Source organism: Kingella kingae (assembly GCF_900475905.1).
In the GTDB taxonomy this organism is placed as follows: domain Bacteria; phylum Pseudomonadota; class Gammaproteobacteria; order Burkholderiales; family Neisseriaceae; genus Kingella; species Kingella kingae.
Genome location: NZ_LS483426.1, coordinates 1191315 through 1208121, shown reverse-complemented (window position 1 = coordinate 1208121; position 16807 = coordinate 1191315). Strand labels below are relative to the sequence as shown.

The following is a 16807-nucleotide window of genomic DNA, read 5'->3' as shown; positions in this document are numbered from 1 at the left end:
AATCCACAAAAAGGAAACCAACCATGCCTACTCGTGTGATTCGCCCCGATATTCTGGCGCAAAACGCCTATCACGTTGCCGATGTGCCAGCCGATTTCATTAAGCTGGACGCAATGGAAGTCCCCTACTCTTTCCCCGAAGAGATGCAAACCGAATTGACGCAACAATTAGCCGCCGCACCGATTAACCGCTATCCCAATCCAGCCAGCAGCGGATTGCAGGCTGCTTTGCGCGAAACCTTTGCCATTCCCGAACACGCCGAGATTGCTTTGGGCAACGGCTCGGACGAATTAATTCAATTTCTGACAATTTTGGTCACACAGCCCAATGCTGTCATGTTGGCAGTTGAACCCAGCTTTGTGATGTATCGCCGCAACGCAGAATTGTTTGGTATGCAATACGAAAGCGTGCCGCTCAATGCCGATTTTTCGCTCAATTTGCCTGCCGTGTTGCAAGCGATACAAGAAAAGCAGCCTGCAATCACGTTTATCGCCTACCCCAACAATCCGACAGGCAAACCGTTTTTGCGTGAAGAAATCGAACAAATTGTGCAGGCTGCTTCGGGCATTGTTGTGATTGACGAAGCCTATGGCGCGTTTGCCAACGACACGTTTATGCCGCAAGCAGGTGTGCCTGCCAATTTAATCGTGCTGCGTACATTGAGCAAAATCGGTTTTGCAGGTTTGCGTTTGGGTTACGCGGCTGGCAGTCCGTTAATCATCAACGAGTTGGCAAAAATTTTGCCGCCTTACAACATGAACCAGTTAAGCCTAACCGCTGGCAAATTCGCGTTGCAACACATAGACACGGTAAACCAAAACATCGCCACTTTAACCGCAGAGCGCGAACGAGTGAGTAGCGAATTAGCCGCGTTGGAAGACGTTACCGTGTTTGACAGCCAAGCCAATTTTGTTACCGTGCGTTTGCCCAATGCCAACACCGCATTTGAAAAATTGAAGCAAAACAAAATCTTGGTTAAAAACTTGCACGGCAGCCACAGCGTTGTAGAAAATTGCCTGCGCCTGACGATTGGCACGCCAGAGCAAAATGATGAAGTGCTGCGTGTGTTGCGCGACGTGATTGCCGAACACTTGGCACAAAAATACAAATCCAGCGGCAAATCGTTTGATTTATCTACCATGATGTTCTATATCATGTTGATTTACAACGGTGTGTTGAGTTTGTTGAGCCTTGTTTTGGGATTAAGTTTTGGGCATATTTAATTGATATATAAAAAATACTTCTATCGTAAAGAAACATTCAATCTTTCCGTTTTAAAAGCAGCCTGCGTACAATGCAGGCTGCTTTTTTTGATGACTTTTACTTACAGGACAAACATCATGTCGCAACAAACCTTATTGAACCAAATTGCCGAATTAACCCAACGCGAAATCGCACCGATCGTCCAAGACATTGACTGTAAAGGCGTTTACCCAGAAAACTTTATGCGCGAACTGGGCAAAATTGGCGGCTATCAATCCGTTGGCACAACCGAAGAAAGCGGCAACGGCTTGGGCTTGACCACACAAATTTTGGTAATCCGCGAAGTGGGCAAAGTGTGCGGTGCAACGGCGTTTTCGGTGTGGTGTCAATCGGCTTGCGGCTGGTATTTGCATCAATCGCCCAACGAAACCGTTAAATCGCGCTATTTAGCAGACGTATTGCAAGGAAAAGTGTTGGCTGGAACAGGTATGTCCAACACGGTCAAACACTTGGCTGGCATTGAAAACAATTTCTTGCAAGTGGAAAAAGTAGAGGGCGGCTATCGCATCAATGGCGTGTTGCCGTGGGTGTCCAACTTGGGCGACACGCATATTTGGGCGAACACCGCACAAACGGCAGACGGCTATGTGATGTTCATCACAGGCGCGGAACGTGAAGGCGTGTCGTTGAATCCTTGCCCTGAATTTTGCGCGTTGGAAGGCACACGCACCTTCGCGCTGAAATTTGAAAACGTGTTTGTACCGCACGAAGATGTGTTGGCAGAACCCGCGCAGTTTGAAGCGTATATCAAATCCATTAAAGCTGGCTTTATTTTGCTGCAAATCGGCATCGGCGCAGGCATTATTGACGGCTGCTTGCAAGAAATTGAATTAGCAAACGTAAGCAATGGCGAAGTAAATTTTTACTTGGATAATCAAATCGATGAACTAAACGAACGTTTCCAAGTAGCATTGGCAAAAACGGTTAAATTGGCAGACGAAGCGTGGGCTGGCTCAACCAGTATTTTAGAAACTTTGCAAACGCGCTTGGCGGCAGCAGAATTGGCATTGGACGCAGCGCAATCGGCGGCTTTACACGCTGGCGCAAAAGGCTATTTGATGCGTAGCCCTGTGCAACGCCGCATTCGTGAAGCGATGTTTGTGGCGATTGTGACACCAGCAACCAAGCATTTACGCAAAGAAATCGCGGATTTGGAATTTACAGGCGAATTTTCTATTTAATTGATATAGCAAAAAGTGCAGACTGCTTTTTTACGGTTTTTCGCCGAAAAAAGCAGCCTGCACTTTTTGTTGATTTTATTGATGCGATTAGCTTAATGGTTCGCAGTTGGTTGTGCCTTTGGGTTCAGCAACCGCCGCAATAGCAAAGTCTGAATCATTGCAGCGAACAAACACACCACTTTGTGATGAATACAGCACATTCAAAGGGCTGCTTGCTCTTTTCTTTGCACTATATAAATCTGCTTTGGGTGTCGCTTTGAGTAAGTAATTGTTAGCACCAACAGCAACGTATTCTAGGTCGTATTTATCGTTGGCGATGCCTGCTGCTTTAATTTTGGCAGTGTCTAGCTGGGCAAAGGTTTTGTTGGTTGCGTAATAGCGTTCGGCAAATTGAATAGTGTCCATCATGGTTGCACGCGCATTATCAATGCGTACACGTTCCATATAGGTGCTGTAACTTGGGTAGGCAATCATTGCCAAAATCGCTAAAACTGCAATGGAAACCATAAGTTCAACCAAGGTAAAACCGCGTTGTGTTGTTTGGATAAAAGTTTTCATTTTATTTAATACCGTTAAGATGGGTTACGTTGTTTGGCTATAAGCAATTTTGGTGCAGGCTGCTTACATTTGATGCGCTATTGTACAAAATAATTAGCATAAATAGACAAAAGCAGCCTGCATTTTGTATCAAGTTAATACAAATTAACACAAAATGCTTGTCAGATAATGCTCTTTGCGTTATCTTAACAATTCCCTATTTTTCACAAACCCTGCGTCAAAGTGAACTAATTGCAATCGGTTGTTATCACGTCTGCACGATGCGCGTACCCTAAATCGCTGCTTGTGCCGATAGCATTATAGGTGCAGAGATAAAGCCCTTGCAGTTGATTGATTTTCGCGCTCAACAAAAGAGGTTGTCATGCAATTAACAGGCGCACAAATTCTGGTGCACAGTCTTAAAGCAGAAAACGTGGAATACGTTTTTGGTTATCCTGGTGGTGCGGTGTTGGAAATCTACGATGCCATCTACCAACTTCATAAATTTGAACATATTTTAACGCGACACGAACAAGCGGCGGTTCATGCAGCTGATGCCTATGCGCGAACCAGCGGCAAAGTGGGCGTGGCTTTGGTAACGTCTGGTCCTGGCGCAACCAATGCGATTACAGGCATCGCCACGGCTTATACCGATAGCATTCCAATAGTCGTGATTTCGGGTCAGGTGGCATCGCCTGCAATTGGTTCGGACGCTTTCCAAGAAATTGATATGATTGGTATTTCTCGCCCTTGCGTAAAACACAATTTCTTGGTAACACATATTGACGATTTAGTCCCCACTATCAAAAAGGCGTTCCAAATCGCCAAAACAGGTCGCCCCGGCCCTGTGGTGGTGGATATTGCCAAAGATGTAACCCAAGCATCGGCTAAATTTAGCTATCCGCAAGAAGATATTTTTATTCGCTCGTATCAACCCGTTGTGAATGGGCACGTTGGTCAAATCAAAAAAGCCTTGCAAATGTTGGCGGCGGCAAAGCGTCCGTTGATTTATTTTGGTGGCGGCGTGGTGTTGGGCAACGCGCATCAAGTTTTGACCGATTTTGTTCGCACTTTGGGCGTTCCGTGTACAGGCACGTTGATGGGCTTGGGCGCATATCCGTCTAGCGACAAACAGTTTTTGGGTATGCTGGGCATGCACGGCACTTATCAAGCCAACTTGGCAATGCAAAATGCCGATGTGGTGTTGGCAATTGGTGCGCGTTTTGATGACCGCGTGGTGTCTGTGCCAAGCAAATTTTTGGAAAATGGCAAAAAAATCATTCAAATTGACATTGACCCATCTAGCATTGCCAAGCGCGTTAAAGTAGATGTGCCGATTGTGGGCGATGTAGCCAATGTGCTGACCGAAATGCTCGGTTTGTGGCAAAAACAAGAATTGACGTTCAACCCCAGCGCGTTGGAAAAATGGTGGAAAACCGTAGAAAACTGGTGCAGCCGCGATTGCTTGCGTTTGCCTGAAACAGCCGACAGCGAATTGATTTTGCCGCAATATGTGGTGCAAACTTTGGCGCGAGTAACCAACAACGATGCGATTGTTACATCAGACGTAGGGCAGCACCAAATGTTCGCCGCGCAATATTATCCGTTTGAACGTCCGCGCCAATGGCTCAATTCGGGTGGTTTAGGCACAATGGGCGTGGGCTTGCCGTATGCCATGGGTGCGTATCTTGCCGACCCAAGCAAAGATGTCTGCTGCATCACAGGCGAAGGCTCAATCCAAATGAATATCCAAGAATTAAGCACTTGTTTTCAATATAAATTACCTTTAAAAGTAATTTGCTTGAACAATGGCTACTTGGGCATGGTGCGCCAATGGCAAGAGCTGTATTACAGCAACCGCGAATCGGAAACCTATTTTGACTCGTTGCCCGATTTTGTGAAATTGGCAGAAGCTTATGGTCATGTGGGTATGCGTATCACAAAAAAATCAGACGTAGAAGGCGCGTTACGTGAAGCGTTGGCAATGAAAGACCGCTTTGTGTTCTTGGATTTCATCACCGACAGCAAACAAAATGTGTACCCAATGGTGGGCAATGGCAAGGCGTTGGACGAAATGGTGTTGCCGCTGCATATGCGCGAAACCAAAGCCGATTCCGATGTAAACGACATTCACGACCGCAATTACGACACAAGGAGCGTACCATGATGCGACACATTTTATCTGTTTTGATTGAAAACGAATCGGGTGCAATGAGCCGCGTAGTGGGCTTGTTTTCGGCGCGTGATTACAATATTGACTCGTTGTCGGTTGCGCCAACCGAAGACGCTACTTTGTCGCGTATGACAATTGTGACCCGCGGCGACCAGCACATTATTGAGCAAATCACCAAACAGTTGAACAAACTGGTGGAAGTGGTCAAAGTAGTGGATTTGAACGAAAGCCGTTATGTGGAACGCGAACTGATGCTGGTCAAAATCCGCGCAGTCGGCAAAGACCGTGATGAAGTGTTGCGTTTGGCAGAAATTTATCGCGGTTCGGTGATTGATGTATCCGACAAAACCTACACGGTGGAAATCACAGGCACGTCCGAAAAATTGGACAGCTTTTTGGAAAACGTGTCCAAAGGTTTGATTTTGGAAACGGTGCGAACAGGCGCGGCAGGTATTGGTCGTGGCGAACGCATTTTGCGGATTTAAATCGTGTAAATGTGTAAAATAGAGTGCAGGCTGCTTTTGAGTATCAAAAATATGAAAAAGCAGCCTGCACTTTTTTGTTTCTTTATTGAATGGGCGATTATTTTGTTTATTGTTCAACCTAGTTATCTAAATACCAAGCCGTCTTTTCGTGCCGCGTTGTTTGCGATGATTTCGCTGATTGCGGTGTCCATTCCGCTGCTGTTTGAATTGCCTGTGGGCGTGGTGATTGTGTTTGCCGTGTTCATTTGCTTGCGATTGGGTTTGTTGAGCATGGGCATCTACCAACTCAAACTGTGGCAAACTGTGTGTATGCTGCTGGGCGCAACGGTGCTGGTATTCCAACAACTTGGCACGATTTTGGGTTTGCAAGGCGGCATTTCGTTTTTGCTGTTGCTGGCATTACTCAAAAGCTACGAAGGCAAAACCAAGCGCGACTGGCAAGTGTTGGTGGTGGTGATGCTGTTTTTGCTGGCTGGCGCGATTTTGTTTAGCCAAGAATTGTTAACAGGCATGTGGATTTTGTTGTGCTTAATGATGATGGCTTGTACTTTGTCCTTGCTCAACGACTTGACATGGCAGCCTGCACTCAAACAAAGTTTAGTGGGCTTTTTGCTGACGTTGTTGCCGATGGTGGTGTTATTTGTGTCTGTGCCACGCCGAAGTGCGCCGTTTTTGGGCGTGCCACAAACTTCATCAACCCAAGCCACAACAGGCATGTCCGACACGATGAAACCTGGCAGTATTGGCGATTTGGTATTGAGTAACGAACCTGTGTTTACTGCCACATTTGACAACGATGTCATACCACAACAGCAAAATCTGTATTGGCGCGTAATGGTAATGGGACAGCACAACGGCAACGAATGGCAAGCCATGCACGATTTTGTGGACAGAGCCGATGCCAGCAAAGGACAGTACATCGCCTATTCCATTATTGCCGAAGATGACAAAGGGCGCATTCCTGCATTGGATTATCCGCAAGTTCGCAATCGCCGTGGCGTGTTTATGGAATCGGGCAATGTGTTGCGCATGTTCAGCCGCAAAGGTGTACGCCGCGTTGATTTACGTGCATCGCTGTCCAATGAATTACCGCACGAATTAAACGCACGCGAACAAGACTTCTACACCAAACTCCCAGCCAACAGCAATCCACGCACTCGCGAACTTGCCCAAGCCCTGTATCAACAAAACAACGGCAATGTCGAACAATTCGCGCAGGCTGCTTTTAACTATTTTGCACAACAAGGCTTTACCTACACGCTCAAACCGCCTGTTTTGGGCAGCCGCAACAGTACCGACCAATTCTTGTTCAACAGCAAACAAGGCTTTTGCGAACATTATGCCGATGCCTTTGTCGTAATGATGCGCGCAGCAGGCGTACCCGCTCGCGTAGTCGTGGGCTATCAAGGTGGCGAATACAACGAAGCCGAACAATTTTGGCAAATCCGTAGCAAAGATGCCCACGCATGGACAGAAGTTTGGTTGCCAGAACGCCAAGTATGGAAACGCATTGACCCAACCGCAGCCGTATCTGCTGTTCGCATTGAAAGTGGTGTAAGTCAAGCCCTATCAGGCGATGAAGGCAGCCTGCTCCCCAACACAGGCTTTTGGACACGTTTTTCTGACCAAGGCCGCTTCTATTGGCAACAATGGGTAGTAAACTACGATGACGAACGCCAACAAAGCCTGTTCAACAAACTCGGTTTTGACGGCGTGAACACATGGAACGTGTTGATGGTATTTGGCGCAGGTGGCGCATTGTCGCTCATACCGCTGGGCTTGTGGTGGCGCAAATCACGCCAGCAAGACGTGATACAACCGCTGCAAAACGGCTACACCCTGCTCAAACGCCGATTACTGGGCAAGCAATATCCCACCATCGCCGCGATTGCACCAATGGAATTGGGCCAAATCCTGCACGATAACAATCGCCTGCACGATGAAATTGCCCAACTGTTAGACGATTTTATGCGATTGAACTATGCCAGCAACACCCCCAACGAGAAGCAAGCATGGCAATGGCACAAACGCGCCAAACGCATCGCTAAAAAATATCGTTTAAAGGAAAACGCGTAATCAAAAAGCAGCCTGCACTTTTTCTGTTTTATGGAAAGTGCAGGCTGCTTTTCTCTTTTATCTCAACCCAAAATCGCGCTACAATACGCCCCGTTCTTAACCTTGTTTAACGAAAGCGCACCATGACCAAATTATCATTGAAAAAAATCTACTCTGGCAAAGTCCGCGATTTGTACGAAATTGACGACAAAATCATGCTCATTGTGGCAACCGACCGCTTGTCGGCGTTTGACGTGATTTTAGACGAACCCATTGTTGGCAAAGGCGAAATTTTGACGCAAATTTCTAATTTTTGGTTTGGCAAACTGGCGCACATCATGCCCAATCATTTCACAGGGCAAACGGTTTTTGACGTGCTGCCTGAAAACGAAGCCCAAGCCGTAGAAAAACGCGCTGTGGTTGCCAAGCGTTTAACGCCTGTGAAAATTGAAGCGGTGATACGCGGTTATTTAAGCGGAAGTGGTTGGAAAGAATATCAAAAATCAGGCACGGTTTGCGGAATCAAGCTGCCTGAAAATTTGCGTGAAGCGGAAAAATTGCCCGAAGTGATTTTCACGCCTTCAACCAAAGCGGAAGTGGGCGACCACGATGAAAATATTTCATTTGAACGCTGCTGCGAAATCATCGGCAAAGAACGCGCCGAAGAAGTCCGCGCCAAAGCGATTCAGCTTTACACGGAAGCGGCGGAATTTGCCAAAGCGCGTGGCATTATTATTTGCGATACCAAATTTGAATTTGGCTTGGACGAAAACGGCGTTTTAACGCTCATGGACGAAGTTTTAACGCCCGACAGCAGCCGTTTTTGGGCGGTGGAAACGTATCAAGTTGGCACAAATCCGCCATCTTTTGATAAGCAATTTGTGCGCGATTGGTTGGAACAAAGTGGCTGGAACAAACAGCCGCCTGCGCCAAAACTTCCTGCCGATGTGTTGGAAAAAACGGTGGCGAAATATCAAGAAGCGTTGAATGTTTTGACGAAATAAATTTGATACAAAAAAGCAGCCTGCACTTTAAATTGCAGGCTGCTTTTGTTATGATTTAACCCTTTTTATCTTATTGTTCAAGCATGTTACACACACAATTCCTCGCAAACGAATCCGAAACACTGGCACTGGGTACATCGTGGGCAAGCAGCCTGCACGCACCTTTGGTTGTGTATTTGCAAGGTGATTTGGGCGCAGGCAAAACCACTTTCACGCGCGGATTGTTGCGCGGCATGGGACACGACGGCGCAGTCAAAAGCCCCACTTATGCGATTGTCGAAAGCTATCCGTTAGCGCAACAAACTGTGCATCATTTTGATTTATATCGATTTGCCACGCCAGACGAGTGGGAAGATGCTGGCTTGGACGATTTAATCGCCAACAGCATTTGTTTGATTGAATGGGCAGAACAAGGCGGCGATTATGTTCCTGCACCAGATTTGCTTATTCAGCTTACTCATCAAGAAAATGGACGGCTTTGCACCATAAAAGCCGTGAGCGCACAAGGAAAGGAGGCGTTGCAACAATGGACAAATTAACTCGCCGCAAAATGTTGGCATTAGCAAGCTGTGCTTTAACAGGCTCGCTGGTTTATGCCGCACCCAATGGCAACGAACCCAAAATCCTGTCGGCACGTTTGCAAAGCAACCGCACCAAAACGCGCATCGTGTTGGAAAGCGACCAAAAAATCGCCTATCGTCATTTTAATTTGGACAATCCGCATCGTTTGGTGGTGGATTTGACAGGCATTCATCAAAGTCAAACATTAAGCCAAATCACGCGCCAGCTCAAAGGTGATAACGGCATTATTCGTCAGATTCGCTTTGGTCAAAAAGATGCCAACACTTTGCGTATGGTGCTGGATTTGAACCGTGCCTTGCCGATTCAAGTAACCGCGCTTGCGCCATCGGGCAAACAAAAACACCGTATTCAGATTGATTTGGGACACGGTAATTTGCCCCAAGCCACCCCTACTTTTAACGCCAACGATGACCCTTTGGGCGATTTGTTGGCACAAAAACGCAATCAGCCCAATAATAAGCAGCCTGCATCTACACAACAGCCGAGCAAGCCTGCCGCACCGCGCAAGCCAATTATTATGATTGACCCAGGGCATGGTGGCAAAGACCCAGGTGCATCGGGCAAAAACACAGGCATTCACGAAAAAGACGTGGTTTTGGCTACTTCGCTGGAATTGCGTTCGCGCTTGCAAGCCAAAGGTTATGTGGTGCATATGACACGCAGCGATGACACGTTTGTGCCGCTGCGAGAACGACGCAAAAAAGCGCGTGATGTCAATGCCGATTTATTTATTTCGATTCACGCCAATGCGGTGGAAGATGCACCAGCAGCACGCGGCACAGATGTGTTTGTGCTGGGACGCGCCAACAGCGAACGCGCTCGCCGTTTGGTGGCTGCCGAAAATAAAGTCGATTTTATAGACGGCATTCCCAGCGTGGGCAACAAAGACGTGGACAACATTTTGACCGATATGCTCGAAACCCAAACCACAGCCAGCAGCACACGTTTGGGCAACTTGATTTTGCGTCAGGTTGCGCGTCATGCCAAAGTGCATAACAGCACGGCAGAATTGGGTAATTTTGTGATTTTGCGCTCGCTGGATATGCCATCGGTGCTGGTGGAAATGGGCTTTTTGTCCAATCCGCAAGACGAAAAATTGTTGGCTAGCCAAGATTTTAGACGGCAAATGGCAAACAGCATCGCCAATGCGGTGCAAGAATATTTACGCAATGTGGTGTTGAATTAAATAGACCAAGCAAAGCAGCCTGCACTTTGATTAAATTGAGACAAAAAGTGCAGGCTGCTTTTTATAGTGAAATGAAATCGCAATAGGACGGCGTTGCCAACGCCCTTATGTATTATTCATACACGGCGGGCATTGTCGCCTTGTCCTATTTTTATTTCATTTCACTATAACCACAATCAACTAACCAAAAGGACAACTCATGCAAATCTATCTAGTCGGTGGCGCGGTACGCGACACGCTCTTGGGCAAAAACGTGCAAGACCGCGATTGGGTGGTGGTGGGCGCAGAAGCCAGCACTTTGTTGGCGCAAGGTTTCACGGCGGTAGGCAAGGATTTTCCCATATTTTTGCACCCAAAAACCCACGAAGAATACGCGCTGGCTCGCACCGAACGCAAAACAGGCAAGGGCTACACTGCGTTTGCCGTTCATGCCGATGCCAGCGTTACGCTAGAACAAGATTTGCAACGCCGCGATTTAACCATCAACGCGATGGCGCAAGACGAACACGGCAGCATCATTGACCCATTTGGCGGACAGCGCGATTTGCAGCAAGGTATTTTGCGCCATGTGTCGCCTGCGTTTGCCGAAGACCCTGTTCGCATTCTCCGCACGGCACGATTTGCGGCGCGATACGGTTTTGCGATTGCACCCGAAACCATGCAGCTGATGCGCGACATGGTGGCAGCAGGCGAAGTGGACGCGCTGGTAGCGGAACGCGTGTGGCAAGAGTTCGCCAAAGGGCTAATGGAATGCGAACCGCGCAAAATGATTGAAGTCTTGCGCGATTGCGGTGCGCTGGCGATTTTGTTGCCCGAAGTAGAAGCCTTGTTTGGCGTGCCACAACACGCCGATTACCACCCCGAAGTGGATTCGGGCGAACACACTTTGCTGGTGTTGCAACGCGCGGCAGATTTGAATTTGTCGCTTGCCGAACGCTATGCCGCCTTGTTGCACGATTTGGGCAAGGCATTGACGCCACACGATGTGTTGCCCAAACACATTGGACACGATAGGCGTGGTGTTGAGCCAATTCGCGCTGTGAACCAGCGTTGGCGCGTCCCCAAACATTGCGCGGAATTGGCGGAATTGGTGTGCGCGTTCCACATTCGTTTTCATCAAATCGGGCAAATCAAACAGGCGAGCAAAATCATCAAATTGCTCAAAGAATGCGATGCGTTTCGCCGCCCAGAACGGGTGCAGGCTGCTTTGAACGTGTGTCTTGCCGACCAGCAAGGGCGTTTAGGTAAACAAAATTCGCCCTATCCGCAACGTGAACACATTATGGCGTTGATTGCCGCCGCGCAACAAATCAACGCAGGCGAAATCGCGCAACAATACGCAAAGCAGCCTGCACAAATCAGCGAAAAAATAGACGAAGCGCGTGCGATGCAGGTTAAAGCATTGCAGGCTGCTTTTCGGGAGAAAATGACGGAGCATTGAAAAAGCAGCCTGCACTTTCAAAATCAACAAAAAGTGCAGGCTGCTTTAATTGTGTTAGCTGCTAAACGTATGTTCAACCGCAGGAAACGTTTTGTTTTTCACTTCGCGCACATACGCTTCCACTGCTGCTTGAATGCTTGGTTGCTCGTCCATAAAATTTTTGACAAATTTGGCGGTTTTGCCATGGAATACGCCCAGCATATCGTGCATCACCAAAACTTGACCGTCTGTGTCCACGCCTGCGCCAATGCCAATGGTCGGACACGCCACGCTTTGCGTAATTTGTTTACCCAGTTCTCTCGGTACACATTCCATCAACAACATTGCTGCGCCTGCTGCTTCGTGCGCTTTGGCATCGTACAACACAGCTGCCGCCGCATCGCCCTTGCCCTGCACTTTGTAGCCGCCAAACACATTTACATATTGCGGTGTCAAGCCAATGTGGGCGCAAACAGGAATGCCACGCTGCTGCAAAAATTGCGTGGTTTCCGCCATGATTGCGCCGCCTTCCAGTTTGACCATGTGTGCGCCTGCTGCCATCAATTCCGCCGAAGCGGCAAAGGCTTGTTCCTTGCTTTGTTGATACACGCCAAACGGCAAATCTGCCAAAATCAGCGCGTTTTGATTGCCACGCGCCACGTTTTTGGTGTGGTAAACCATGTCCGCCAGCGACACAGGCAAGGTGCTGCTCTGCCCCTGAACGGTCATGCCCAGCGAATCGCCAATCAGCAAAACATCTACGCCTGCGCGATTCATCAAGGCGGCAAAACTGGCTTCGTAACAAGTGAGCATGGCGATTTTTTCGCCGTCTGCTTTCATTTTGAATAGAGTGTTAATGGTCGTCATGGGTATTCTCGGTAAAATGTAAAAACGAAATTATAAGGTTTTTTATTCTGTCGCCAACCAATTATTTCAAAGCAGCCTGCAATTTTCCGCTATAATTCGCGCTCCTTCCACTAACCACATCGTGAGTTTAAAAAATCATGTCTGTTGTTACTGCTTTGCGTGGTGCGTCCGCGCTTTCTCCGTTCCGTGTTGCAAAATTGCGTCAAAAGGCGGCAAAATTGGGGCTGCCTGAAACGCAGATTTCAAGTGAATTTTGGTATTTTGTTGCGTCGTCTGCGCCATTGAATGCGGCGACGATTGAAAAATTACAGGCTTTGCTGGCTGCTGAATGCGTAAACGCGCCCACAGCCACGCAAAGCCTTTTTTTGATTACGCCGCGCATTGGCACGATTTCGCCTTGGGCGAGCAAAGCAACCGACATCGCGCAAAACTGCGGTATTACGGACGTGGAACGCATTGAACGCGGCATGGCGGTCTATATTTCAGGCAGCCTAAACGATGAACAACGCCAAAAATGGGCAAGTTTATTGCACGACCGCATGACCGAATCCGTGTTGCCCGATTTTCAGGCAGCCGAAAAATTATTCATTGCACACCAAGACCAAACATTTGAAACTGTTGATATTTTGGGCGGTGGCAAGTCGGCGTTGGAATCGGCAAATAAAACAATGGGTTTAGCCTTGTCGCCCGATGAAATTGATTATTTAGTTGAAAACTATCAACAGATTAATCGCAATCCGTCTGATGTGGAATTGATGATGTTCGCGCAAGCCAATTCCGAGCATTGTCGCCACAAAATTTTCAATGCCGATTTTATTTTGAATGGCGAAAAACAAGAAAAATCACTGTTCCGCATGATTCGCGACACGCACGAGAAATCGCCAAACGGCACGATTGTCGCCTACAAAGACAATTCGTCTGTGATTGAAGGTGCGGAAATTGAACGCTTTTACCCCAACGCGGAAAACGCGCAACAATATGATTTCCATAAAGAAAAAACGCACATCATCATGAAAGTGGAAACGCACAATCACCCCACCGCCATTGCGCCATTTGCAGGGGCGGCGACTGGGGCTGGCGGCGAAATCCGCGATGAAGGCGCGACTGGGCGCGGCTCACGTCCGAAAGCTGGCTTGACTGGTTTCACGGTGTCTAATTTGAATATTCCCGATTTCAGTCAGCCTTGGGAACAAATTTACGGTAAACCTGAACACATCGCTTCGCCGTTGGATATTATGATTGACGCGCCTTTGGGCGGTGCGGCGTTTAATAATGAATTTGGTCGCCCAAATTTGCTCGGCTATTTCCGCACGTTTGAGATGAAACACGGCGACACGGTGCGCGGTTTCCATAAGCCAATTATGATTGCTGGCGGTTTGGGGAATATTCATTCTGAACAAACACATAAACACGAAATTCCCGAAGGCGCGTTGTTGATTCAACTGGGCGGCAAAGGTATGTTAATCGGTTTGGGCGGTGGCGCGGCTTCGTCTATGGACACAGGCAGCAACAACGCGGATTTGGATTTCAATTCCGTGCAACGCGGCAACCCCGAGATTGAACGCCGAGCGCAAGAAGTGATTGACCGTTGCTGGCAGTTGGGCGCGGACAAAAATCCGATTATTTCTATTCACGATGTGGGCGCAGGTGGCTTGTCTAATGCGTTCCCTGAATTGGTTAATGACGCTGGGCGCGGTGCAAAATTCGCGCTGCGTGATGTGCCGTTGGAAGAACACGGCTTAAATCCGTTGCAAATTTGGTGCAATGAATCGCAAGAGCGTTATGTGTTGGCAATCCTGCCTGAAAATTTGGCTTTATTCCGCGAAATTTGCGAGCGCGAGCGTTGTCCGTTTGCGGTGGTTGGCACGGCAACCGATGACGGACATTTGCAAGTGCGTGATGATTTATTTAGCAACAATCCTGTTGATTTGCCATTGAATGTGTTGCTCGGCAAACCGCCTAAAACCACACGCACCGATGAAACGTTCAGGCAGCCTGCACCTGAATTTAACGCGGCAAAATACGATTTTCGCGAAAGCGTTTACCGCGTGTTGCGTTTGCCAGCCGTTGCCGCCAAAAATTTCTTGATCACGATTGGCGACCGCAGCGTGGGCGGCATGACGCACCGTGACCAAATGGTGGGGCGTTATCAAGTGCCTGTGGCGGATTGCGCGGTAACAATGATGGGCTTCAACACGCATCAAGGCGAAGCGATGTCTATGGGCGAAAAACCTGCCGTAGCGTTGGCGGACGCGCCAGCATCGGGGCGTATGTGCATTGGCGAAGCGATTACGAATATTGCGGCGGTAAACATCGGCGAAATCGGCAATATTAAATTGTCGGCGAACTGGATGGCGGCTTGCGGCGTGAAAGGCGAAGACGAGAAATTGTACCGCACGGTACAAGCGGTGTCGGAAACGTGTCAAGCGTTGGGCGTGAGCATTCCTGTTGGCAAAGACAGTTTATCTATGAAAACGGTGTGGAACGACAATGGCGAGCAAAAATCGGTTGTGTCGCCATTGAGTCTGATTATTTCCGCGTTTGCACCTGTGAAAGACGTGCGTAAAACGGTTACGCCTGATTTAAAACCGATTGAAAACAGCGTGTTATTGTTGATTGATTTGGGCTTTGGTAAATCGCGCATGGGCGGTTCGGCTTTGGCGCAGGTGTACAATGAATTGGGCGGCGAATCGCCTGATATTGATGCAGACACATTAATCGCGTTCTACGAAATCATGCAACAACTGGTTGCCGAAGACAAATTGTTGGCGTATCACGACCGTAGTGATGGTGGTTTATTTGTTACTTTGGCAGAGATGGCGTTTGCAGGGCGTGCTGGGTTGCGGATTGATTTGGAAAACGATTTTGCCATGGAACGTTTGGTGGAAAATCACACCGACCAAGATATTTTATTTAATGAAGAGTTGGGCGCAGTGTTACAAATTCGTAGCGAAGATTTATCTTACGTTCAAGCTTTGTTTGAACAACGCGAATTCCCTGAATTGCTGTATCAAATTGGGCAGCCTGAAATTGGCAGCGACCGCATTGTGATTGGCGAACACACGTTTAATCTGCTGGAACTACAAAAAATTTGGCAAGAAACGTCTTACCAAATCCAAAAATTGCGCGATAACCCAGAATGTGCCGACAGCGAATTTGCCTTGATTGGTGATGAAAAAGCGAAATTATTCGCAAATTTAACGTTTGATTTAAAAGAAGATATTGCCGCGCCATACATTTCAGGCAGCCTGAAACCGAAAATCGCCATTTTGCGCGAACAAGGCGTAAACGGACAAATTGAAATGGCGGTGGCGTTCAACCGCGTAGGTTTCCAAGCGATTGACGTTCACATGAGCGATTTAATGGCTAGGCGCGTGAATTTGGCGGATATGCAAATGTTGGCGGCGTGTGGTGGTTTCAGCTATGGCGATGTGTTGGGCGCAGGCGAAGGCTGGGCGAAATCCATTTTGTTCCACGACAAATTGCGCGACCAATTTGCGGCGTTTTTCGCCAATCCAAACACGCTGACTTTGGGCGTGTGCAACGGCTGTCAAATGGTCAGTAATTTAGCAGAAATTATCCCAAATTCAAATGGTTGGGCGAAATTCAAGCGCAATGAATCGGAGCAATTTGAAGCGCGTTTGAGCATGGTTAAAGTGGCAAAATCGCCGTCTTTGATTTTGAATGAAATGGTTGGGTCGGCGTTGCCTGTGGTTGTGTCGCATGGCGAAGGTCGGGCGGATTTCGCGCATTTAGGCGGCGATGTGCCTGCTGATTTGGCGATTGCGCTGCAATATGTGGACGGCACGGGCGCGGTTACGCAAGCCTATCCGCTCAATCCAAACGGTTCGCCAAACGGCATCGCGGGCATCACGACAACAGACGGGCGCGTTACGATTATGATGCCGCATCCTGAACGTGTGTTCCGCACCGCGCAAATGTCGTGGTCGCCGAGTGAGTGGCAGGACAGCGAATTGGGTGGGTGGTATCGTTTGTTTGCTGGGGCGCGTAAGGTGTTGGGTTGATTGATTTTATTTTTTAAAGGATAAGCAAT

Annotated in this window: 12 protein-coding genes; 10 read left to right on the top strand and 2 right to left on the bottom strand. The window is 48.2% G+C overall.

Annotation, left to right across the window (positions count from 1 at the left end):
• The first annotated feature begins 23 nt into the window (after positions 1-23).
• Complete coding sequence (gene hisC / locus DQN52_RS06485) at positions 24-1223, top strand: histidinol-phosphate transaminase (RefSeq protein ID WP_003785988.1); 1200 nt, start codon at positions 24-26, stop codon at positions 1221-1223.
• 117 nt (positions 1224-1340) lie between these two features.
• Positions 1341-2444 (top strand): acyl-CoA dehydrogenase family protein, encoded by a 1104-nt coding sequence (locus DQN52_RS06480; RefSeq protein WP_032827631.1) that lies wholly within the window; start codon positions 1341-1343, stop codon positions 2442-2444.
• A gap of 87 nt (positions 2445-2531) precedes the next feature.
• On the opposite strand, the gene DQN52_RS06475 is transcribed toward DQN52_RS06480, so the two are convergent.
• Positions 2532-3002 (bottom strand): type IV pilin protein, encoded by a 471-nt coding sequence (locus DQN52_RS06475; protein ID WP_003785984.1) that lies wholly within the window; start codon positions 3000-3002, stop codon positions 2532-2534.
• A gap of 361 nt (positions 3003-3363) precedes the next feature.
• Between DQN52_RS06475 and ilvB the strand changes: the two genes are divergently transcribed.
• The 7 genes from ilvB to DQN52_RS06435 all read left to right on the top strand — a co-directional run bounded on the left by ilvB (position 3364) and on the right by DQN52_RS06435 (position 11907).
• Positions 3364-5148: a biosynthetic-type acetolactate synthase large subunit gene (ilvB, locus tag DQN52_RS06470; protein WP_003785980.1), complete on the top strand. Its 1785-nt coding sequence runs from the start codon at positions 3364-3366 to the stop codon at positions 5146-5148.
• A complete protein-coding gene (gene ilvN / locus DQN52_RS06465; protein ID WP_003789905.1) occupies positions 5148-5639 on the top strand; it encodes an acetolactate synthase small subunit in 492 nt (163 codons plus the stop codon). Before ilvB ends, ilvN begins: the two co-directional genes overlap by 1 nt.
• Positions 5640-5675: 36 nt before the next feature.
• A complete protein-coding gene (locus DQN52_RS06460; protein ID WP_231954118.1) occupies positions 5676-7715 on the top strand; it encodes a transglutaminase family protein in 2040 nt (679 codons plus the stop codon).
• 122 nt (positions 7716-7837) lie between these two features.
• On the top strand, positions 7838-8698 hold the full coding sequence (locus DQN52_RS06455) for a phosphoribosylaminoimidazolesuccinocarboxamide synthase (protein ID WP_003785974.1): 861 nt from the start codon (positions 7838-7840) through the stop codon (positions 8696-8698).
• 83 nt (positions 8699-8781) lie between these two features.
• Positions 8782-9237 carry a tRNA (adenosine(37)-N6)-threonylcarbamoyltransferase complex ATPase subunit type 1 TsaE gene (tsaE, locus tag DQN52_RS06450; RefSeq protein WP_003785972.1) on the top strand — a complete coding sequence of 152 codons (456 nt, stop codon included), beginning with the start codon at positions 8782-8784 and terminating at the stop codon, positions 9235-9237.
• Positions 9225-10466, top strand: a complete 1242-nt coding sequence (locus tag DQN52_RS06445; protein WP_003785971.1) for an N-acetylmuramoyl-L-alanine amidase — start codon at positions 9225-9227, stop codon at positions 10464-10466. Before tsaE ends, DQN52_RS06445 begins: the two co-directional genes overlap by 13 nt.
• 199 nt (positions 10467-10665) lie before the next feature.
• On the top strand, positions 10666-11907 hold the full coding sequence (locus DQN52_RS06435; RefSeq protein WP_003785970.1) for a multifunctional CCA addition/repair protein: 1242 nt from the start codon (positions 10666-10668) through the stop codon (positions 11905-11907).
• A 54-nt stretch (positions 11908-11961) separates the two neighbouring features.
• Here the strand turns inward: DQN52_RS06435 and panB are convergent, their stop codons facing one another.
• Positions 11962-12753 carry a 3-methyl-2-oxobutanoate hydroxymethyltransferase gene (gene panB, locus DQN52_RS06430; protein ID WP_003785969.1) on the bottom strand — a complete coding sequence of 264 codons (792 nt, stop codon included), beginning with the start codon at positions 12751-12753 and terminating at the stop codon, positions 11962-11964.
• 137 nt (positions 12754-12890) lie between these two features.
• Between panB and purL the strand changes: the two genes are divergently transcribed.
• Positions 12891-16778 carry a phosphoribosylformylglycinamidine synthase gene (purL, locus tag DQN52_RS06425; RefSeq protein WP_003785968.1) on the top strand — a complete coding sequence of 1296 codons (3888 nt, stop codon included), beginning with the start codon at positions 12891-12893 and terminating at the stop codon, positions 16776-16778.
• Positions 16779-16807 lie beyond the last annotated feature (29 nt).